This window comes from Consotaella aegiceratis (assembly GCF_036541425.1).
GTDB classification, from domain to species: Bacteria; Pseudomonadota; Alphaproteobacteria; order Rhizobiales; family Rhizobiaceae; genus Consotaella; species Consotaella aegiceratis.
In genome coordinates, this window is record NZ_JAZHFT010000061.1 from 1 (window position 1) to 20,566 (window position 20,566).

Sequence of the window (20,566 nt, forward strand, 5' to 3'; positions counted from 1 at the left end):
AAAGCGCCAGTCGATCGCCCGCCCGAGCCGGACCAGCGCGTGGTGCGGGTCGACGATCTGATCAAGCCGAGCCCGGAACAGATCGCTCTGCCCGCTGTCCCGCCGCTCCTTCGGACGCATCGAAAAGTCCCCCGATCATCGATCCGGGAACCAGTGAATCACGCCAACCAAGCCAGCGCAATTTGCAAGTTTATCAGCCCCAAAACCGCTCAATCCTGCAAAAGGGAATTCTTCGCCAACCATGATCCGGAAGCCTTTTCAAGGGCTTCCCAATTCTTCACGGGTGACTACTGATCGTCGACGGCGAAAGGGATCCGGAGCGGTTTGGAGACAACCCCGGCACCAACCTGCTTCAGCACCTGGCCCGGCATGACACGAAGGCCGAGGTCGTTCATGTCGCATCGAACGGAGCGCCGACCGCCAATGTCATTGTCAGGGAGGCGCTTGAACGGAATGCGGATCTCCTGGCAATCGGCGCCTATAGCCACCCGCGCGCCGCAGAGCTGCTGTTTAGCGGCACGACCCGCTCTCTTCTGGCGAGTGCGCCGGTTCCCATGATCATCTCGCGGTGAAACGGGCGGAGAACGAACGATGGGCGGCCGCGATGATGACGCCTCGAATTTCACTCAAGGCAGTCTCACCTCCGTATACAAACACTGGGCCAAATGCGATAGCCCTGCTCCCACGCATTAGCCATCTTTACAAACGTTCATATTTGTTTGTATAAGGAGGGCGCCGCGAGAGGGGAGCCGAATGCGCAGGAGCAAGGAAGAAGCCGCAAAGACGCGTTGCGCCATTCTGGACGCGGCCGAACGGGTCTTCTGCGAACAGGGGGTGAGCTCCGCGACGCTTGAAAAGATATCACAAGCGGCAGGAGTGACCCGCGGCGCCTTCTATTGGCACTTCAAGGATAAGGGCGATCTGCTGAGAGCGCTGAAGGAGCGCTGCGCGCCGCTCCAGCGACAACTGGTTTTCGCGGCAGCGGAAAAGGGTCACGACGATCCGCTGCGGTTGCTGGAGAAATCAGCGATCGAGATCCTCGAACTGCTGGAGGTCGACGAGCGCCAGCAAAGGTTGTTCGTCATAATGTGGGGCTATATTCCCAACGCGGACGAGACGAACTGGTTCGAAGAATTCAACGCCGAGCTGTTCGGCGCCACCTTGCGATTGACCTCGCAGGGCCAGGAGAAGGGCTTCTTGTCTTCTGACTTCGATCCGAACGAGGCTGCCGTCATGCTGATGGCCTCGATGTCCGGACTGCTGAGTGAATGGCTGCGGTCGGGGCGCGCTTTCTCGCTCAAGGACATCGGCGGCAAGATCGTTCGCAAGCAGATGCAGCTATTGATGAAGGTCCCGGTCGTTTCGTCAGATCCATGATCGCGGCGATAGCGCCTGGGCCGCCATCGGAACGGCATGCATGCATTCTCTCGATTTTTCCGTTGTCATCGAACAGAGCTCTCATGTTTCCCAAGTTTCTGCTGGCCGCCATTTCTGCGTCTCTCTTTGCGTTGGCTCTCGGGTGCCTGCCCGCGATCAGCCAGACGCAGCAGACCCCGACAGTCACGGTGATGACGGCGAAGCCCGCCGACTTCACGCAGACCACACGCTTGCCCGGACGGATCAAGGCATCCACCATCGCGGAAGTGCGGCCGCAGGTATCGGGGATCATCAAGGAGCGCCTATTCGAAGAGGGCGCGCGAGTCACCGAGGACGAACCCCTCTACAAGATTGACGACCAAACCTATCAGGCGGCTCTCGCGGCGGTCGAGGCCAGCGTGACGCAGGCTCAGGCGAACTTTGACTTGGCGGTCATCGACGCCGAACGCGCCCAAAAGCTGTTTTCTTCCAACACCGGCTCGGCGGCGGCTCGTGACACCGCCAATGCTCAACGCGACGCCGCTTCGGCGGCCTTGCAGACCGCCCAGGCTCAGTTGACGAGCGCCAAGATCGATCTGGATCGCACCACGATCCGGGCGCCCGTCGCCGGCGTGATCGGCCTGTCGCAGACCACGACCGGCGCCCTGGTCGCGGCGCAGCAAACAACCACTTTGGCGACGATCCGCACGCTGGATCCGGTCTATGTCGACGTGACCTTGTCGGCGACGGATCTCCTGAATTGGGGCGTCCCGTTCGAGGGGGGCGAGCTGGCCAAGGCTTCAGACGTCTCCCTGATCCTGCCTACGGGGCAGACTTACGGCGAGAAGGGAGAGCTTTCGGGCGCCGAGCCCCAGGTCGAGCCGACAACCGGAATGGTCACGCTGCGCATCAGCTTTCCCAATCCGGACTATCGGCTCTTGCCTGGTCTCTATGTCGAGGCCGAGTTCGCTCTGAACACGGTCGAGAACGCGATCCTGGTGCCGCAGAGCGCGGTGACGCGTGATCCGCAAGGCGGAGCGCACGCCTGGGTGGTCGAGGATGGCAAGGTCGCAGTTCGCGATCTGACGATTCTGGCTGCGTCCGACAACAACTGGGTGGTGACGTCCGGGCTGAACGAAGGCGACCAGGTCGTCACCTCGGGGTTCCAGAAGGCCGGTCCCGGCGCCCCGGTGCAGATCGTCGAAGACGAGTGGTCGGCCGAGGCCGATACGGGCGACTCGGCTGCGACGGCTGCCCTGGAAAGCCGGGAAGACTGACCCATGGCGCGCTTTTTTATCGACCGACCAATCTTTGCCTGGGTTATCGCGATCATCATCATGGGATCGGGGGTTCTCTCCATCCTGCGTCTACCGATCGCGCAATATCCTTCCATTTCGGGTCCCTCGATCGTCATTGGCGCCACCTATCCCGGCGCCTCCGCGGAAACGGTGGCCGACACGGTGGTGCAGATCATTGAGAAGGAAATGACTGGACTCGATGGTCTTCGCTACATCGATTCCAGTACCACCTCGACCGGACAGGCGACGATCACTCTGACCTTCCGACTGGGCACCGACCCCGACATCGCCCAGGTGCAGGTGCAAAACAAGCTTTCGCAGGCCGAAGCGAGTCTGCCGGAGTCGGTGACGAGCCAGGGCGTGACCGTCGAGAAATCGGCGACGAGCTTCCTGATGATCGTCGCCTTGGTGTCCGACGACGGCGCCCGCAGCGCCATCGATCTCGCCGACTATCTGAACTCCTACATGGTCGAGCCCGTCGCGCGTCTGTCCGGCGTGGGCAAGGTCCAGGTGTTCGGGTCGGAATATGCCATGCGGATCTGGCTGGACCCGCAGAAGCTCAAATACTACGACCTGTCGCCGACAACGGTGGTCAACGCCATCCAGGCGCAGAACGCCCAGATCTCAGCCGGCAGCTTTGGTGCAGCTCCGGCTCCCGAAGGGCAGCTTCTCAACGCGACGGTCACGGCACAATCGCTGCTGAAAACGCCCGACGACTTCGAGCGCATCGTGCTCAGGGCCGACACCGACGGTGGATTGGTGCTGCTGCGCGACGTCGCGAGGGCCGAGCTCGGAACCGTGAACTACGAGATCACCGGCTTCTACAACGGCAAAGAGTCATCAGGTATGGCCATTCAGCTTGCCTCCGGCGCCAACGCGCTGGATACGGCTGACCTGGTCAATGCCAAGATCGAGGAACTGGCGCAGTTCCTGCCAGCCGGCGTCAGCTACGTCGTCCCGTATGACACGACGCCCTTCGTGCGGATCTCGATCGAGGAGGTCATCCACACGCTGGTGGAAGCCATCGTGCTGGTCTTCATCGTGATGCTGTTGTTCCTGCACAACTTCCGCGCCACGCTGATTCCGACACTGGCGGTTCCGGTGGTTCTGCTCGGAACCTTCGGGATCATGGCGACGCTCGGCTTCTCCATCAACACGCTGACCATGCTGGCGATGGTGCTGGCGATCGGTCTTCTGGTCGATGACGCCATCGTCGTGGTGGAGAACGTCGAGCGCATCATGCACAACGAGCATCTCGGCCCGAGGGAAGCGACGCGCAAGTCGATGGACGAAATCTCGGGCGCACTGGTGGGCATCGCGATGGTCGTCTCGGCCGTGTTCGTGCCGATGGCCTTCTTCGGCGGCGCGACCGGCGAGATGTACAAGCAGTTCTCCGTCACCATCGTGTCGGCCATGGCGTTGTCGGTTCTGATCGCCCTGATCTTCACGCCGGCCCTGTGCGCGACGATCCTGAAGCCGCATGCCCACGAGCAACGCCGCCAGTCGGTGCTGTCGCGTCTGGGCACGGGCTTCGGAAACGGGTTCGAGAAGTATTTCGGCAAGTTCACCGACGGCTACAGCTGGCTCGTCCGCTGGGTGACGGCCGGGTCTCTGGTGATGCTGGTCATCTATGCCGCGATCGTCGGCGGCATGTACTTCCTGTACACCAGCACGCCGACGTCGTTTCTGCCGGACGAGGATCAGGGTGCCTTGATCACCATCGTTCAGCTTCCGTCCGGATCCACGGCGGAACAGACCGAGGCGGTTCTGCACAAGGTCGAGACCTATTGGAACGAGGCTGAGGGCAAGAACATCGAATCCGTGTTTTCCGTGCGCGGCTTCTCCTTCGCGGGCCAGGGCCAGAACATGGGCATGATGTTCGTCAAGATGAAGGATTGGGAGGAACGGCCGTCGCCGGAAGACAGCATCACGGCGATCGCCGGCCGCGCCTTCGGACCTCTGATGGGCGGCATCCATGAAGCCTTGGTGATCCCCATCGTGCCGCCTGCGGTGATGGAGCTCGGCACGTCGAACGGCTTTACCGGCTTCCTGCAGGCCAATGCCGGACAGAGCCACGAGGAGCTGCTCGATGCCCGCAACCAACTGTTGGGTCTGGCGGGGCAGAGCTCGGTTCTAACCACGGTGCGCCCCAGCGGTGTCGAGGACGCGTCGCAGTTCCAGATGAACATCGACTGGGCCAAGGCCGGCGCGGTGGGGGTGACGGCGGCGGATGTGGGCTCGTTTCTCACCACCGTCTGGTCGAGCTCCTATATCAACGACTTCCTCTACCAGGGCCGCGTCAAGCAGGTCTACGTCCAGGGCGAGCCCTGGGCCCGGACCGGACCGGAAGACTTGGCACTGTGGCGCATCCAGAACGCCAATGGAGACTTCGTCGATTTCTCGACCTTCGCTTCGCAGCAGTGGGTCTTCGGTCCCCAGCAGGTCAGCCGCTACAACGCTCTGCCCGCCATGGAGATCGAGGGCTCGGCCGCGGCGGGCTATACCTCGGGTGACGCTCTGAACACCATGGAAGAACTGGCCGAGCAGCTGCCTCCGGGCTTCAGCCTGGAGTGGACCGGCATGTCGCTGGAGGAAAAGGAGGCCGGCGCCGGCGCGATGGCGCTCTATACGCTGGCGCTCGCGGCGGTGTTCCTGTGCCTTGCCGCCCTCTACGAGAGCTGGACGATTCCGATCGCGGTCATCCTGGCCATGCCCGTCGGCATTCTGGGTGCCCTGATCGGGGCCTGGATCGGCGGTCAGTCGAACGGCGTCTATTTTCAGGTGGGCCTGCTGACGGTGGTCGGCTTGACCGGCAAGAACGGCATCATGATCGTCGAGTTCGCTCGCGAACGGATGGCCACCATGGGCGAAAGTGCGCTCGAGGCCGTGCGCAATGCCGCGCGGCTGCGCTTCCGCCCGATCCTGATGACGTCGCTCGCCTTCGGCATGGGCGTGGTGCCGCTGGTCCTGGCTTCCGGCGCCGGCGCCGGAGCCCGCGAAGCCATCGGCTACGCGACGCTGTTCGGCACCATCACCGGCACGACACTGACGATCTTCTTCGTTCCGGTGTTCTTTGTGCTTATTTCACGGGTGTTCGGGCGGCGAAGCAGCGCGCAGCAGGCAGTTTCAGCCTGACACATGGTTCGGACGCTGCTTGAAGCTGTATTGTTGCCGATAAGACCGAGCTTCGGCCACTGCGGTTTTGTAGCCGTATTGTGAAACAATATGCAGGTAATGGCAGCGTTTGGTGAAGCTGGGTTTTCAGGGGGTAATCAGGTCACCTTGGCGCGCGAATGATTCACCTTCCTTTGAACAGGATTGCGTCTTCGTGCCGTGAGAGCTTGCTGAAATAAAAAAGCGTTCGCATGATGTGCATATGATAATATCCTTTATCATATGCGCAGGGCGAAGCGCAGTGTCCGGCTGCAAAACTGGACCAACTGCTGATCGTTGATCACAGCTGTTTCCCAGGCCGCATTGGTGTCGTGATGGAAGCGGTTGGCGTATTCGAGCAGGTCGCGTAGTTCGGCGATATCCGCCGCATTCAAAATCTCATTTGGCGTCTCCAGGTTCTGCTGGCAGCGGCCGATGAACGGGCCGAGCAACGATCCGGGCGGGAACGCTCCTGGATAAGCGACCCGCACGAAATGTTCGAGGATGGGGCGCAGTGCCGCAGCCACCTCGCGTTCGTCCGCCGCCGCGCTATCGAGCATGTACGCCCTGAGCTTTTCATGGCGCTTGTCGTGCTCAGATATGCAGTCCTGCCGTACGTCCCAGGTGGCGAGGGTCGAGCCATTGCCATCGCGTGTGATCCGAATGGCGCTACGCAGAGCGGTGTCGGCGCCCTCCCAGATTTCGCAAAGGAAGGACTTGGAGTGCGAAAGCACGATGGAAAGGTCTCGGCGTTGTTGCCGATGTCCCCACCCAATGCGGATAGAATGAACCTGTTTCCGTGAACCACGTCGGTGGCTACAAAAATGAGTGCTGGGCTGGAATCTTTCGGGGATCATGATCCGCCAAGGAGCATTCGCATTGAAGAGTTGCCTGGGAAGGCGGTGGCTATTGCTTCAGCGTAACCGCCGCGGCTAACACACGTTGGAAGGTGTGGAGAGATATGGCAGTGGATTGACAGGGCGTGGTCGGGATGGTGCGGTCGCTCGACGGAGAGCGAGGTCGGCGCCATGGGCATTGAAGAGCAGCTTCGCGAGAAGCTTCAGAAGGTCGAGGCGCTTTATTTCGGCGCCGGCACCGCGGGCGAACGGGATGCCGCCGGGGCCGCGCTGGAGCGCCTGAAGGACAAGCTCGCCGAGATCAGCCGGCGGGATCCGCCGGTCGAGATGCAGTTCTCGATGCCGGATCCATGGGCGGTGCGCCTGTTCGTGGCGCTGTGCCGGCGTTACGGCATCCGGCCCTACCGCTATCCGCGACAGCGTCGGACGACGATCATGGTGCGGGCGCCGCGGCAGTTCTTCGAGACGATGGTGTGGCGCCAGTTCTCCGACATGCACGCGGATCTGTGGCTGCACTTCGAGGAGACGACGGACCGGCTGATCCGCGAGGCGGTGCATGCGGACACCACCGACGCCGACACGGTTGCCATGCCGATCGGCGCCACGTGACGGTCAGGCCGCCGCCACCGCGGCACCGGCAGGCTTCCAGTTCGAGGCGAGGAGTTCGTCGATCCGGTTGATGGGGGTTCTCCCCGAGACGATCCGCTCCACCACGTCGAGGAGCCAGGTCTGCGGATCGATGCCGTTCAGCTTGGCGGTGTTGATCAGCGAGGCCAGGATTGCCCAGGTCTGCGCTCCGCCTTCGCTGCCCGCGAAGAGGTGGTTCTTCCGCCCGAGACTGATGGGCCGGATATTCCGCTCCACGATGTTGGAGTCGATTTCGATGCGCCCGTCGGCGAGGAACCGGGTCAGGCCGGTCCAGTGCTCGAGCGTGTAGCGGCAGGCCTGCGCCAGCTTCGACTGCCGCGATATCTCGCCCAGCACAGCCTTCATGTCCGCTTCGAGCCGCTCCAGGATCGGCCGCGTCTGCGCCTGGCGCACGGCCCGGCGCTCCTGGGCGCTTCTGCCGCGGATGCGAGCCTCGATGCCGTAGACATCGGCCAGCCGGTCGATCACCTCGGCCGCGAAGGGCGAGCCGGTGATCTTGTGGGCTTCGACGAACTTGCGTCGCGCATGGGCGAAGCAGAAGGCGAGCGCCACCCTCCGCTCGGCTGTTCGGGCGTGCGTCTTGTAGGCCCGGTATCCGTCCACTTGCAGAATGCCGTCGAAAGCGGCGAGTTGGCGGGCAAGTTCCCGCGCCGAACGGCTCGCCGCATAGACATAGGTGACAGCGGGCGGAGCCGGTCCGCCCCACGGCCGGTCGTCCATCGCATGCGCCCAGAACTGGCCCCGCTTCGTCCTTCGGCGTCCGGGATCGAGCACAGGCAAGGGCGTCTCGTCGCAGAAGATCCGGGCCTGGGCGTGCGTGATCTCGAGTTGGCGATCGTAAAGCGGCCGTAGCCACCAGGCCAGTCGCTTCAGCCACAGACACGGCGTCGTGCGGTCGATGACGATGCCTTGCGCCGCCATCATCTGTACCTGACGGTGAACCGGCAGGTGCCGGGCGAACTTGGCAACCGCGATCTGGGCGACGAGTTCGTTCTCCACCATGCCGCCTTCGACGATGCGGGCCGGCGCCTTGGCCTGCACGACGCCTTCCACGCAGGCGCGGCACACGTATTTGGGAAAGATCCGACGCTTCACGCAATAGGACGCCGGCACCACGCCGAGCGCCTCGCGAACGTCCTCGCCGATGCGGTGCAGCGCCCCACCGCAACAGGGGCAGGTCTTCACCGCCGGCTCGATGACCTCCTCCACCCGGGGAAGATGCGCCGGCAAGGCGCCGATGTTCCGCCTGGCCTCCCGGCCGCGCCGCTGCTTCTGTCGGTGCTGATCGGGCGGCCCATTGTCGTTCGCCTCGGCCGCCGGCATGACGGCGGCCAGATCGCCGAGGTCGAGCGCCATCTGATCTTTGGAAAGCGCGCACAGGCGTTCCGACCGGCTGGCGAAGATCAAGGTACGCAGGCCACCCAGCAGGGCGGTGAGCTTGTCAACCTGGGCGGTCAGATCGATCACCAGCCTGGCCAGTTCGGCAGGATCCTGCGGCAGTTGATCGGGGCGAATCGGCATGACCAAGAGTACCGCGGAGGCATGCGCAAGGCCATGCAAATCAAGGCGTTCAGGCGATTCTGGGCGGTCTTTTCTCGGCCTTCTCCGGCACTCGCGTCCAGTCCAGACCGGACAGCAGGAGCCAGAACTGCGATGGTGTCAGATGCATTGCGCCGTCCCGGATCGGCGGCCAGGTGAAGCGCGAGGTCTCCAGCCATTTCGTCGCGAGGATCATGCCGCTGCCATCCCAGACGAGGATCTTCAACCTGTCCGTCCGTTTCGCCCGGAACAGGAAGACATCGCCGCAATACGGATCCTCGCCCAGCGCCTCGGCGACCAGCGCGGCCAGGCCGTTGATCCCCCGCCGAAAGTCGACTGGCTGCGTGGCGACCAGGATCCTGCGGCTTCTTTGATCCGCCGTCATGGCCGGTCGCGGGCCGCCGTCACCACCGCCGCGGCGAGCCGGGGATCGATGTTCCCGTCGATGACGATCCGTCCGCCGTCGAACTCCACCTCGATCCGCGGCTTGTCATTCCGCGTGGCGCAAGCATTGACCGCTGCCCCAGCATCGACTGTGATCGGAACAAACATCGGCGAGCCCGGCGCCGCCTTCTCGGCGCCCTTGCGGCGCTTGCTCAGGCCGACCTGCCGACGCCAGACCGTCAGAACGCCGCGGTTCACGCCGTTCCGGCGCGCCACGTCGGAGACACTCGCGCCGGGCCCCGTGCTTTCCGCCAGGATCCGATCCTTCTCCTCGTCCGACCAGGATCGGCGCCGCCGATCGCCCGTGATCACCTCGATCCGGCGGTCGCCGCCATCGTTCCTGGCTTCAAGCCTGGCATCATCCATCTTGCCGCCCCGCATATCCCTCCAAAGACGGAAGAAATTGCCGAAAACCAGTCGCTTCGAAACGTGGGTTCCTCGCGGCGGTCACCCTCGGTAGCCTGCTTTTGCCGCTGTCGGCGCGAGCGGAGGACATGCCGTCCGATGTCGCGGAAATCGTCTCGCAGATCGGCCTCGAAGCGGCCGAATGGCATCCTGGCGGCAAGCGCGCCGATCTGGAAGGACGCTTGTCGGGCACCGAGGGCCGGGCACCGGGGTCGAGATCGACTTTCGCCACGGTCGCACCCTGAAGGAGATGGAGGCCGAGCACGGCGATCTGTTCGCCGCCGAGGCGATTGCGAAGGTCGTGCCACAGGTGCTGAAGGGCGGAGCCGACTATCCCGCCGATGCCGAGTTCAGCAAGATCGAGTTCGATCGCCATGATCACGCTCGACTAGGCAAGCCCAATTTGCTGCCCAGCGTCTCGCCCGAGCAACCGACCTTCCTTCGTGGCGATGGAGGGCAATCGACTTCCGCCACGAGCCATATTCGCCCTGATACTCCCGAACCATGCAGACAGCCCGTTTTCGGACCACCGGCGAATATCTCTTCGATGTCGATCTCACCATGATGACTACTTTCTCCCAGAAAGCTGAGTTCTCCGAAGAAATCGGCACGGTGCACTACATCTTCATATCGTGTAACCGGCGCGCAGCCAACAGTGCTATCACAGCGGTCCTTTATAATGATTCAGCGCCAGACGAATATCGTTGGCATAAGAACCTAGTTGCTTCTTTTGTTGACCAAGCAAACGCTTGAGAGTCGACCCTTGGAATACGCCCACGTTCGAATTCTTTCTCACAACAGTCTCCAAGCTTCGATTTTAGCTTCGTCAGATACATAGATGGGCTAAGGCGGATTCAGGGGCTAGGGGCTTTGATGCATGGCTCCAATCCCTTTCCGGCATATGTGGCTCTCGAATGTCGAACCCAAGATTGGCCGGAGATACCTGGCTCCAAGCGTTGGCAGCGAGTCAACTGCGTGGTGGCCACGGGAAACCGCGGCATGACCCTGCGAGCCGGCAATCACTCACAGACAATTCAAAAAACGAACGATAGATGCGACAAAATTGCGTGGTAAAGTTCTATATGATGCTTATCTTTTAGGATATATGTTGTCTTCCATCAAACCGTTCGGGAGGGGAGACAAATGGGCCAAACGACAGGCTCTTTCGAGCAGGCCATCGACGCGCAGGGTGGCAAAGAGAAAAATGCGAGCGTCATCATGTTCGCCCGACTGGGCACAATGATGCTCCTGGAAGGATTTGTTTGGGGGTCCTGGTTTGCGACCCTCGGCCTGGTCCTGGCAACCCACCAGCTTCCAACTATTATCGGATATGCCTATTCGCTCGCAGCTGTTGCCGCCATCGTTTCCCCCCTGTTTCTCGGCGCAATCGGGGATCGGTTTATGGCGTCACAGAAGCTGCTCGGTATTGCGCATCTTCTCGGCGCTGTTTTGATGCTGTTTGTTCCATCTGCTGTTCTAGCAGGGGCAGGTTGGCTGGTTCTTCTTTTGATTTTCGCCTACATGCTGCTCTTCCAACCTACCTGTGGTCTGATCAACCAAATCGCCTTCCGACACCTAGACGCGAGTTTCTTTCCTTACATCCGTCTACCATTGACCATCGGTTGGATCGGTTCAGGTCTTTTCGTTGGATACCTCAATCTGTCCGCCTCGACTGGAATTTTCACGGTGGCGGGATGCGCAAGTATTCTTTTCGCCGTTTATGCGTTTACGCTACCTGCGACGCCTCCAGCGGCAAAAGGTAACAAGCTTTCGTTTGGTGACTTGATTGGCGCGCGCGCCTTCGTTCTATTCCAAGATCGAAATTTTGCGATCTTGTTTGTCTGCGTCTTCCTGACGTCGACATCACTGGGCGTTTACAATACGTTCGGATCGGCCTATCTCGGCGCCCTAGGCATTCAAAATGTCGCGGGCGTGCTTGCTATAGGCGTGACGTCGGAGCTTCTTTTCATCTCGACGATACCCTTCGTGCTGAAGCGTATCGGCGTCAAATGGGCAATGCTCCTCGGCATGGGCATGTGGGGGCTCCGGTTTACCCTGTTCATCGCCGCGGCCCATGGGCATGCTTCGCTTGCGATCGCAAGTGTTGCGCTTCATGGTATCTGCAACGACTTCTTCCTGATCATTAGTGCCATGTACGTCGATCGCATTGCTCCCGAGAAAGTTTCGGCGCAGGCGCAAAGCTGGTTGATCCTCGACATCAATGGTTTCGGTGCATTGATCGGTTCTTTCGCCGCCGGGCAAATATTCGGCGCAACCGTGGCGGTGATGCCGGACGCTGGGCCGGCCGCGTGGACGCCGATCTGGCTGGTTCCGATCGGGTCTGCGGTCATCACGGCAGTATTGTGGATTTCCCTGTTTCGTCTATCCGTCAAGGAGGAGCCGAAACGGTTGGTGTTGCCCGAAAGCGCCCAATAGAGTTGCTTTTCGGCAGCCGTTCTCGTCGCAGTGCGGCTGCCGGCAGGCTTTGGACGTCGGTTCGTGCAATTGACCGATCCTGTCCCTGTCGAGGCAGGAGCACTGGGGAGTTCGTTCCAGCGGATATTGGCCGCTTATTGGGCATGCTGCGCCCAACGAGGAAGTTCGCTGAATCCTCCGCCCAGGTGTTCAAGGACGGCAGCCAATCCCCCGAGGATCGTTGCATCCTTGCTAATCGTTCCTGCCCGCATCTCGACGCCGGGGGATATGATCTTCAGATTCGAAACCTCGATCGACGCTCGCAATCCGTCGAATATTAGTGGACCCGCACTGCCAAGCAGGCCTCCGACCGAAATAACGTCAGGAGCGATTATCTTGGTAATATCCGCCAATGCCACCCCGAGGTACTGTCCTGCCTCAAGCAGGATACGACGGCAGAGCGGATCCCCCTGCCGGGCGGATTCGAGTACTTCGGTCAGCGAATCTTTCGGACTTTCGCTTCCTCGAAGCGAATCAAGGATCGCTTTTTCCGTTATCAGCGTCGAAAGACAGCCGCGGCTGCCGCAATAGCAGACCTTATCCGAGTGGTAATCGATGACGAGATGGCCCAACTCGCCCGCCATTCCGTTTCCGCCGCGATAGATCTTACCGTCCACGATAAATCCGCCGCCAATCTTGCTCGAACAGACCACATGGAGAAAGTGGCTCGTCCCTTTTCCCGAGCCCCATGTCCATTCCGCCAGCGCTGCGAGGTTCGCATCGTTGTCAGCAATGATCGGAACGTTCGCGTGGTCAGGCAGAAGCTGCGCGATCGGAACATTGATCCACAGGTCCAGGTCGGAGGCGGCCCATCCGGCCACGGCGCCCGTGTGCGCCTCTATCGGCGCGTGCATGCCGATTGCTATGCCGGCAAGATCGGAAATTTCGACATGGCAACGTTCGGCAAGGGCAAAGACCAGCCGCCTTACCTCTTCCGGGCCAACATTCTTCTCAAGGCTGCCGTCATCCTCCGACAAAAGGATATCGTGACGTTCCGAGCTTCCAACTGAAAAAGCAGCTCCGTGAAGGAACTGCGGCGCCACCTCGATCGATAGAATCGTTCCCTTCTTGGGCGATAAGCTGACGACCGCCTCTCGTCCATTAATCCAATGAACTTCGGCTACCCCATCCTGATAAAGAGCGCGCACAATGTTGTTTATCGTGGCTCGGGAAAGCCCTGTGCGCCTAGCGATGTTCGCTTGAGAGGTCGGCCCCTCGCTTCTCAGTAGATCGAGGACAGCCTGAACGCTCCCCTGCCGTGCCTCACGACGACCGTTCATAAAGGCCCTTCTGCTTTACATCCTTTAGCACGGGGCGACACTATCATTCAAAAATTGAACGATCAACAGTCGTGCTTTGCCGCACGTATCGCCGGTCGGATCTCACTGGTTGGCTCGAACTCGACGGCTTCTCGGCCGCGGATGCGCCAAACTGACGCAAATCGTTCATATATAAAACCATATATCGAATATTCTTGCCGTGATAAGAGCGATATGATACTTATATCGAGTGGTTGATGGCAAATCCGTGCCCGATCGTTCACGAAATAGATCGGGTATGCCGTCGATCGTTGGTGGCCGTGAGCGATTGGAAATTGGGGAGGCAACGCCGATGAAGACGATCAAGGGGCCCGGGATATTTCTCGCCCAATACCTGTCCGACACGCCGCCATTCGACACGTTGTTTTCGATTGCGAGATGGGCGGCGGAACTCGGCTACGAAGCTGTTCAGGTGCCAACCTTGGACGCTGCAGTTTTCGATCTCCGCACGGCGTCGGAAAGCAAAACCTACTGCGATGACGTCCGGGCGAGGCTCGCAGACGTGAAGATCGAAATCTGCGAGCTGTCGACCCATCTGCAAGGGCAACTGGTCGCAGTTCATCCCGCATATGACCTCTTGTTCGATGGCTTTGCGCCCGAAGCGGTCCGCGGCAACCCAACGGCTCGCACCGAATGGGCCGTTCAGCAGCTTTGCCTTGCGGCAAAAGCAAGCCGAAACCTCGGCTTGTCGACTCACGCAACGTTCTCCGGCTCCCTTGCTTGGCCCTATTTCTATCCTTGGCCTCAAAGACCAAATGGTCTCATCAAGGAAGCCTTTGCAGAACTGGCTCGGCGTTGGCGTGGTATTCTTGATGTATTCGAGGATAATGGCGTCGATGTCTGCTTCGAGCTGCATCCGGGTGAGGATCTTCACGACGGGGCAACTTTCGAGCGTTTTTTGGATGCGGTTGATGCGCACGAAAGGGCTTGCATACTCTATGATCCAAGTCATTTCGTCCTTCAGAGCCTCGATGAGGTCCAGTTTATAGACTTCTATCACTCACGAATCCGCGCCTTCCACGTAAAGGACGCCGAGTTCGGCAGGAATGGGCGTTCGGGAGTCTACGGCGGTTACCAAGACTGGGTTCGCCGAGCTGGCCGGTTCCGTTCGCTAGGAGATGGCCAAGTCAACTTTCCCGCCATTTTCGCAAAATTGGCTGAGCATGACTTCGCGGGGTGGGCGGTGCTTGAATGGGAAGACTGCCTGAAGAATGGGGTGGACGGCGCACGGGAAGGCGCGGCGTTTATCCGGGATCACATCATTCACGTCACCGATCGTGCCTTTGACGACTTTGCGCGAGCCGGCACGGACCACGGTATGAACCGGCGCCTGCTCGGCCTCTGAAAATCCTCTGGCATCCGAAGTCTCAGGCTCGGCTCATTCGCCAGGAAAATCCTCGCGTTGCCGGTGGCTTGGTTGGGCGCGTTCACCCGGAATTTGATGTCGAGGCTAAAGAGGGTCTCGGAGATAAATCTCGCAACCATTAGTATAGTTATGGAGGGTTGAATGGAAAAACTGAAGTTTGGAATTATCGGCTGTGGCGCGATTTCTCGCCTCAAGCATTTTCCTGCTCTTATGAGGCAGAAGGACCGGCTCGAACTCCGTGCCTTCTGCGACATCGTCGAGGAGCGAGCCGGAAAGGCCTGCGAGGAGTTCGGCGATCCGGGGGCGCGCGCTTTCACCGATTACAAGCAGATGCTTCGCGATGTCGATCTCGACGTCGTTTACGTGCTGACGCCCAACGTCTCGCATGCGGAGCTGACGGTCGCGTCGCTCATGGCGGGTTGTCACGTCCTTTGCGAAAAGCCCATGGCGGCGACCGCGGCCGATGCTAAGTCCATGCTGGACGCGTCGCGAGAGAGCGGCAAAAAGCTGACCATCGGTTACCAGAACCGCTTTCGCCGCGACTCGCAGTTGCTCTATCAAGCTTGCCGCGCCGGCGACCTCGGTGAAGTCTATTTTGCGAAGGCACACGCCGTTCGCCGGCGTGGGGTGCCGACATGGGGCGTCTTCCCGGACAAGTCCAAGCAAGGCGGCGGCCCGCTGATCGATCTTGCCACCCACGCGCTCGATCTGGCGCTTTGGACGATGGACAATTACCAGCCGCATATCGTTCTCGGTACGACGTTCGAGAAAATGCGCGACCAGTACGAAGGCAACTGGTTCGGCCCCTGGGATCCCAAGACTTTCGAGGTCGAGGATTCGGCGTTCGGTCTTTTGAAGATGAAGAACGGCGCGACGATTTTCATCGAAGCAGCGTGGGCGCTCAACGTGCTTACCTCGAGAGAGGCTCAAGTGACGGTCGCCGGCACCTTGGGAGGCGCCGAGACTTTTTGCGAAAATCCGGCGCCAAACTCGTCGGTCGAAACCGGCGAAATCGTGTTCAACGCCATGAAGTACAACCGGATGATCGAGACGCGGCAGTCGCCCGTCTCCCCCATGATCACTTCGCATTTCGGCGATGGAGCCATCAAGGTGGGCGATCGGGAGCTGCGGTTCTGGATCGATGCGATCGTCAACGACACTGAGCCCGTTGTGAAGCCGCAACAGGCCTTTGTGGTGACGCAGGTGCTCGACGCGGTCTACCAATCCGCCGCATCGGGCAAGGCGGTCGAGCTCTAGTCGAGATAATCCCGCGTGCCGGCCCGGCGCGCGGGCTTTTCCCACTCCTTTCGTTCAGAGGTTTCCTATGTCGGAACGCGGTCCGTTTTGCCTGGTGGGCGATATCGGCGGAACGAATGCCCGGTTCGCTCTTGCTTACGGAACGGCCGAGCATCCGTCTGTGCAGGGGTTTTCGGCGCTGGCCGCGGACGATTTCGAGACCCCCGAAAGTGCGATCCACTACTACCTCGAATGCCAATGCCTTGATCGATTGCCGGACGCGGTCGTTCTGTCGGTTGCAGGTCCGGTCGCCAACGGCGCGGTGACGTTCACAAACAGGGCGTGGTCACTGTCTGAAGAAGGGGTGAGGACGGGAACCGGAATCCCCGTCACCAAGCTGCTCAACGATTTTGCGGCCCTGGCGTTGTCTATCCCGTCGCTCAGCGGCCCGGACCTTCACACGATCGGTCCCGAGTTGGACACGGCCGGGCAGGTATCATGCGTGGTTCTCGGTCCCGGTACCGGATTCGGCGCGAGTATCCTTCTGCGCAGCCAGGAGGAGCTCGTGATACCAACCGAGAGCGGTCACATCACCCTCCCGACGGAAAGTCCAGAAGAACTGGCCCTACGAACCATTCTCTCAAAGGATTTGAATCACGTTTCAGTCGAGAACATCGTATCTGGGCCGGGCCTCGTCAGGCTTTATCGAGCTTGCGCCGAGCTCCAGGGCGCTCAAGCGGTGTATGCCGATGCCGGCCCGATCGCTAGCGCTGCTCGCGCTGGCGACCCGCTGTCAAGGATGGCCGTTGACCACTTCATCCGGTTTCTGGCGACGGCGGCGGGCGACATTGTCCTGGCCACTGGATCGCGAGGTGGGGCGTATGTTGCCGGGGGAATCCTGCCGCGCCTGCTTGGTCAGCTCGATGCCCAAGAGTTTCGACGCTGCTTCGAGAATAAGGGTGTCATGCAGGCCTATATGTCGGCGATCCCCGTTCGAGTCATTACGCATAGGTATCCGGCCCTTCTAGGAGCCGCGCGCTTTGGACTGAGGCTTCCCGTCAACCTCTCGTGAGCTTGGTCGGCATGGACGTTGATCTATGCCTCGATTGATGCAGACGCGAATAAACACCGATCCGGGAAGATCTCAATGGTGAGCACGACCATCGAGCATGGCAACGTATATCTAACAAATAGACGATGAGGGATTTAGATGTTCGACAGATATCTTCTAAATAAAAAAAGTATAAGAAATATTTCTATCGGTAGCTCAGTCATAGGCTTCAAATTCGCCGTCCGGAATTCGAATTATCGTGGCGTATTTGTTTCTCTGCATAATGGTTACTACCTGGTGCTTGATGGCGAACTGATTCCTCGTGAAAAACAATCATTTCAAGTGAATGGCAAGCCGCCGCGGTCATTTGACGAGATTTGCAACGCAGGCTTCGAGCACTGGGACTTCGGTGACGAAGCATGGGTATATGTCGATAGGCCTGGGGGCCTTTCTGAGGGGCGACACCAGCTGATATTTAAACAGTCCGTTTTCGCGGCCTACGGATATTTTCCAGGGCACGAGGAATACGTGGATAGCCCACCCGATCCCGGTCCCGATACAAGACATTTTCTGATCATGGACAAGACATATAGCCCGGTTTCGTATGAATTTTTCCTGCCGGCGGACGCGGTTGTGGAGGTTTCAGTATGACGATCAAACGTGGGGTTTCGCTTTATAGCTACCAGCAAACACAGTTTTTTAACATCAAAGATGTTTGGGCCCAGATCCAGGAGGTCCGTCAAGGTCTCGACGCCGACGGTATCGAAATCATTAGTGAGCAGGCGATCAGGGGTTACCCGTTCCCCTCATGCGATTTCGTGGAGAGATGGCACGAGGTTATGGCGCACTACAAGACGCGGGCCGTTACCTATGATGCTCATCTGGACGTGCTCCAGTTCCGCGACCACGTGATGGATGCCGATGAGGCCACGGACCGGCTGAAGAGGGATATCCGCATCGCGAGTAAGCTGGGCTTTGGGATCGTCCGAACCCACAGCTCAATCAGCCTCGATCTTCACATAAGGGCATTACCGTTGGCGGAAAGCCTTGGCATCCGATTGGCTAAGGAAGTTCACGCGCCCATGTCACTTACCGGTCCGGACGTGGCGGAGATTGTGGAGCACTGCGAGAAGACGGGTTGCAAATCACTCGGCTTCGTCCCCGATTTCGGAATTTTCCAGGTACGCATCAATCAACCAACGGCCGATTGGTACGAGCGCAACGGATGTCGCCCTGAGACGATCGCGTTTGCCCAATCCCTTTGTGATGATCGGGTGGTCGATCATCTTGGTCATTCGGAACGTAGCTTCGCGAGTCATCAGTATTTCGTGGGGTATGTGCTCAAGAATGTCGAGCCACCTGCTCAATTTGCCAAAGGCATCTATGAGTATGTCGCCATCTGCAAGGAAAATGTACCGAATCCGACGCCATTAGATTGGGATTTGCTGGGGTGGCCGCTCCGTCTGCCAAGGTCGACGGGGGAGGAACTGGAGGCTTTAGTTCCTTACATTGCAAGTTGTCATGCGAAATTCTACGACATGACGGAAATACGCGGCAAGCCCGGTCAGTACGAGGACAAGGCCGTCGACTACGAGACCGCGATCGAGGCGCTGAAGCGCGGAGGTTTCGATGGTTACGTTAATTCCGAGAATGAAGGTCAGAGACATTACCAAGACCTCGACGTCGAGTTCTACCAAGACGAGGTGGAACAGGCTCGACGCCATCACGAAATGCTCAAGCGCCTAATCGGCATCTGACGAGCAGGCCGGGAATCGGGTGCTGCCGTTGCGCACCGCCGAGCGTCGCGTTCAGCCCGGCGATCGGTTCACAAGATGGGGGTATTATGGCTGAGCAAGGTCGTTCTCTGATCGCTTACGTCGGCTCTTATGCCGGGCCAACCGGGCCGGCGGACGCGGGAATTCGCATTTACGCAGTCGATCCCGACACGGGTTCGATGGTGCCCGTTAGCTCGACCATGCCTCAAATGGAGGCGGGGTTTCTATGTTGTTCACCTGACGGGAATTTCCTCTATGGGGTGGATGAGCGAAAGAACGATGGTCGAGGTCCAGTTGGACCGGAAGCCTCGGTAAAGGCGTTTGCTGTTGGCTCGGATGACGGACGACTATCTCTCCTGAATTCACAGACGGCATTTGGAGCTTTCCCCACTTACGTGTCGGTGGACCCAAAGAGGCGATGGGTGGTCACCGCGAGCCATGGCTCCTTCGAGCATGTCGAGCGGATCGTTCGCACTGCTAGTGGGTTCCAGATCGAACATCTCTATGACGATTCCACGCTCGCTCTCTATCCAGTTTCGGAGAACGGAGAATTGGAGCCTGCGTGTGACGTTTGGGTCTTTGAAGGGCACGGCAAGGATCCCTCGGATTCGGTACAAGTCGGACGGCACCCCCAAGCTAGCCCCCACGCTCATTCCGCAACGTTCGATCCAGCGGGTCGTTTTATTTTGGTTTGCGAAAAAAGCGCCGATAAGATTTACACCTTCGCGATAGACGAGCGCGCTGCAAAGTTTTCCCGGCCGAGAATATATTCAGTTCCTCCAGGTTCTGCCCCCAGGCATCCAGTATTTCACCCCAGCAAGCCATTCGTTTTTGTGACGAACGAGATGGCATCGACGGTGTCCTCCTATCGTTATGACTCGGCGACCGGTGCGCTTGCGCACATCGAAACGGTGCGCACGATCTTTTCGGAAATGGCTGGGAACGCTCCCGCGGATTGCCAAATTCATCCAAGCGGGCGGTTGCTTTTGGTGAACAACCGCGGCGTCGATAATTTGGCCTCGTTCGAGATCGACGAGGTGAGTGGACGGCTGAGCTTCCGGGATTCGTATCCGCTCGCAGAGTCGCTTCATCCGGGCGTCGCTGCGCGTAGCTTCGCGTTTGATCCCTCTGGCAGATACGTGTTTGCGGCTGACCGCCCAGCCAATGCAATTCTCACCTTGGCCGTGGAAGTGTCAACGGGCCGCTTATCGAGGGTATCGACGACACCCGTCCCGCGCCCGGGGTTCATTCTCGTCAAGCAAACCAACGTTCGGTGAAATATGGCAGGCACATGCCGTCGCAGTGGTCGGCCGCAGGAGGGCCCCGAAGAAGTGCTGCATCGAACCCGCCCAATTAGTCACCCGTGAAGAATTGGGAAGCCCTTGAAAAGGCTTCCGGATCATGGTTGGCGAAGAATTCCCTTTTGCAGGATTGGGCGGTTTTGGGGCTGATAAACTTGCAAATTGCGCTGGCTTGGTTGGCGTGATTCACTGGTTCCCGGATCGATGATCGGGGGACTTTTCGATGCGTCCGAAGGAGCGGCGGGACAGCGGGCAGAGCGATCTGTTCCGGGCTCGGCTTGATCAGATCGTCGACCCGCACCACGCGCTGGTCCGGCTCGGGCGGGCGATCGACTGGCGCTTT

19 protein-coding genes are annotated in these 20,566 nt (G+C 59.8%); 14 read left to right on the plus strand and 5 right to left on the minus strand.

The features are described from left to right. Positions 1 to 359: 359 nt before the first annotated feature. The 4 genes from SMD10_RS25635 (at position 360) to SMD10_RS23135 (ending at position 5,789) form a co-directional block, all read left to right on the plus strand. Entirely contained in the window at positions 360 to 572 is a 213-nt protein-coding gene (locus SMD10_RS25635) for a universal stress protein (protein ID WP_432757306.1), read from the plus strand. Between the two features lie 181 nt (positions 573 to 753). After that, positions 754 to 1,377 (plus strand): TetR family transcriptional regulator, encoded by a 624-nt coding sequence (locus SMD10_RS23125; protein WP_331688107.1) that lies wholly within the window; start codon positions 754 to 756, stop codon positions 1,375 to 1,377. Between the two features lie 83 nt (positions 1,378 to 1,460). After that, complete coding sequence (locus SMD10_RS23130; RefSeq protein ID WP_331688108.1) at positions 1,461 to 2,633, plus strand: efflux RND transporter periplasmic adaptor subunit; 1,173 nt, start codon at positions 1,461 to 1,463, stop codon at positions 2,631 to 2,633. Positions 2,634 to 2,636: 3 nt separating this feature from the next. Next, positions 2,637 to 5,789, plus strand: coding sequence for an efflux RND transporter permease subunit (locus tag SMD10_RS23135; RefSeq protein ID WP_331688109.1), 3,153 nt, complete (start codon positions 2,637 to 2,639; stop codon positions 5,787 to 5,789). A 257-nt stretch (positions 5,790 to 6,046) separates the two neighbouring features. Here the strand turns inward: SMD10_RS23135 and SMD10_RS23140 are convergent, their stop codons facing one another. Further along, complete coding sequence (locus tag SMD10_RS23140; protein WP_331688110.1) at positions 6,047 to 6,541, minus strand: hypothetical protein; 495 nt, start codon at positions 6,539 to 6,541, stop codon at positions 6,047 to 6,049. Between the two features lie 294 nt (positions 6,542 to 6,835). Here SMD10_RS23140 and SMD10_RS23145 point away from each other — a divergent pair, with 294 nt between their 5' ends. Then, on the plus strand, positions 6,836 to 7,273 hold the full coding sequence (locus SMD10_RS23145; RefSeq protein ID WP_331688111.1) for a hypothetical protein: 438 nt from the start codon (positions 6,836 to 6,838) through the stop codon (positions 7,271 to 7,273). 3 nt (positions 7,274 to 7,276) lie between these two features. Here SMD10_RS23145 and tnpC read toward each other — a convergent pair whose 3' ends face one another. From tnpC to tnpA, 3 genes are read right to left on the minus strand one after another with little or no spacing between them, the layout of a single operon-like run. Continuing rightward, positions 7,277 to 8,833, minus strand: a complete 1,557-nt coding sequence (gene tnpC, locus SMD10_RS23150) for an IS66 family transposase (RefSeq protein ID WP_331688112.1) — start codon at positions 8,831 to 8,833, stop codon at positions 7,277 to 7,279. Positions 8,834 to 8,882: 49 nt separating this feature from the next. Continuing rightward, a complete protein-coding gene (gene tnpB / locus SMD10_RS23155) occupies positions 8,883 to 9,236 on the minus strand; it encodes an IS66 family insertion sequence element accessory protein TnpB (protein WP_331688113.1) in 354 nt (117 codons plus the stop codon). Then, positions 9,233 to 9,661 (minus strand): IS66-like element accessory protein TnpA, encoded by a 429-nt coding sequence (gene tnpA, locus SMD10_RS23160; protein WP_331688114.1) that lies wholly within the window; start codon positions 9,659 to 9,661, stop codon positions 9,233 to 9,235. The genes tnpB and tnpA overlap by 4 nt, the downstream gene beginning before the upstream one ends. A 128-nt stretch (positions 9,662 to 9,789) precedes the next feature. Between tnpA and SMD10_RS23165 the strand changes: the two genes are divergently transcribed. The 3 genes from SMD10_RS23165 to SMD10_RS23175 all read left to right on the plus strand — a co-directional run bounded on the left by SMD10_RS23165 (position 9,790) and on the right by SMD10_RS23175 (position 12,136). Beyond that, entirely contained in the window at positions 9,790 to 9,945 is a 156-nt protein-coding gene (locus SMD10_RS23165; RefSeq protein WP_331688115.1) for a hypothetical protein, read from the plus strand. Positions 9,946 to 9,950: 5 nt separating this feature from the next. After that, positions 9,951 to 10,265 carry a hypothetical protein gene (locus SMD10_RS23170; protein WP_331688116.1) on the plus strand — a complete coding sequence of 105 codons (315 nt, stop codon included), beginning with the start codon at positions 9,951 to 9,953 and terminating at the stop codon, positions 10,263 to 10,265. Positions 10,266 to 10,843: 578 nt separating this feature from the next. Then, entirely contained in the window at positions 10,844 to 12,136 is a 1,293-nt protein-coding gene (locus SMD10_RS23175) for an MFS transporter (protein ID WP_331688117.1), read from the plus strand. A gap of 134 nt (positions 12,137 to 12,270) precedes the next feature. On the opposite strand, the gene SMD10_RS23180 is transcribed toward SMD10_RS23175, so the two are convergent. Next, a complete protein-coding gene (locus SMD10_RS23180; protein WP_331688118.1) occupies positions 12,271 to 13,455 on the minus strand; it encodes an ROK family transcriptional regulator in 1,185 nt (394 codons plus the stop codon). A 331-nt stretch (positions 13,456 to 13,786) separates the two neighbouring features. Between SMD10_RS23180 and SMD10_RS23185 the strand changes: the two genes are divergently transcribed. From SMD10_RS23185 to SMD10_RS23210, 6 genes are all read left to right on the plus strand, one after another. Beyond that, positions 13,787 to 14,839 carry a sugar phosphate isomerase/epimerase family protein gene (locus SMD10_RS23185; RefSeq protein ID WP_331688119.1) on the plus strand — a complete coding sequence of 351 codons (1,053 nt, stop codon included), beginning with the start codon at positions 13,787 to 13,789 and terminating at the stop codon, positions 14,837 to 14,839. 162 nt (positions 14,840 to 15,001) lie between these two features. Beyond that, positions 15,002 to 16,117: a Gfo/Idh/MocA family protein gene (locus tag SMD10_RS23190; protein WP_331688120.1), complete on the plus strand. Its 1,116-nt coding sequence runs from the start codon at positions 15,002 to 15,004 to the stop codon at positions 16,115 to 16,117. A gap of 67 nt (positions 16,118 to 16,184) precedes the next feature. Then, a complete protein-coding gene (locus tag SMD10_RS23195) occupies positions 16,185 to 17,168 on the plus strand; it encodes a glucokinase (RefSeq protein WP_331688121.1) in 984 nt (327 codons plus the stop codon). A gap of 138 nt (positions 17,169 to 17,306) precedes the next feature. Beyond that, positions 17,307 to 17,798: a C-glycoside deglycosidase beta subunit domain-containing protein gene (locus SMD10_RS23200; RefSeq protein WP_331688122.1), complete on the plus strand. Its 492-nt coding sequence runs from the start codon at positions 17,307 to 17,309 to the stop codon at positions 17,796 to 17,798. Continuing rightward, positions 17,795 to 18,904, plus strand: a complete 1,110-nt coding sequence (locus tag SMD10_RS23205) for a hypothetical protein (protein WP_331688123.1) — start codon at positions 17,795 to 17,797, stop codon at positions 18,902 to 18,904. The genes SMD10_RS23200 and SMD10_RS23205 overlap by 4 nt, the downstream gene beginning before the upstream one ends. An 86-nt stretch (positions 18,905 to 18,990) precedes the next feature. Continuing rightward, the gene (locus SMD10_RS23210; RefSeq protein WP_331688124.1) at positions 18,991 to 20,199 is read left to right on the plus strand and encodes a lactonase family protein; all 1,209 of its coding nucleotides are present in this window, start codon (positions 18,991 to 18,993) and stop codon (positions 20,197 to 20,199) included. Positions 20,200 to 20,566 lie beyond the last annotated feature (367 nt).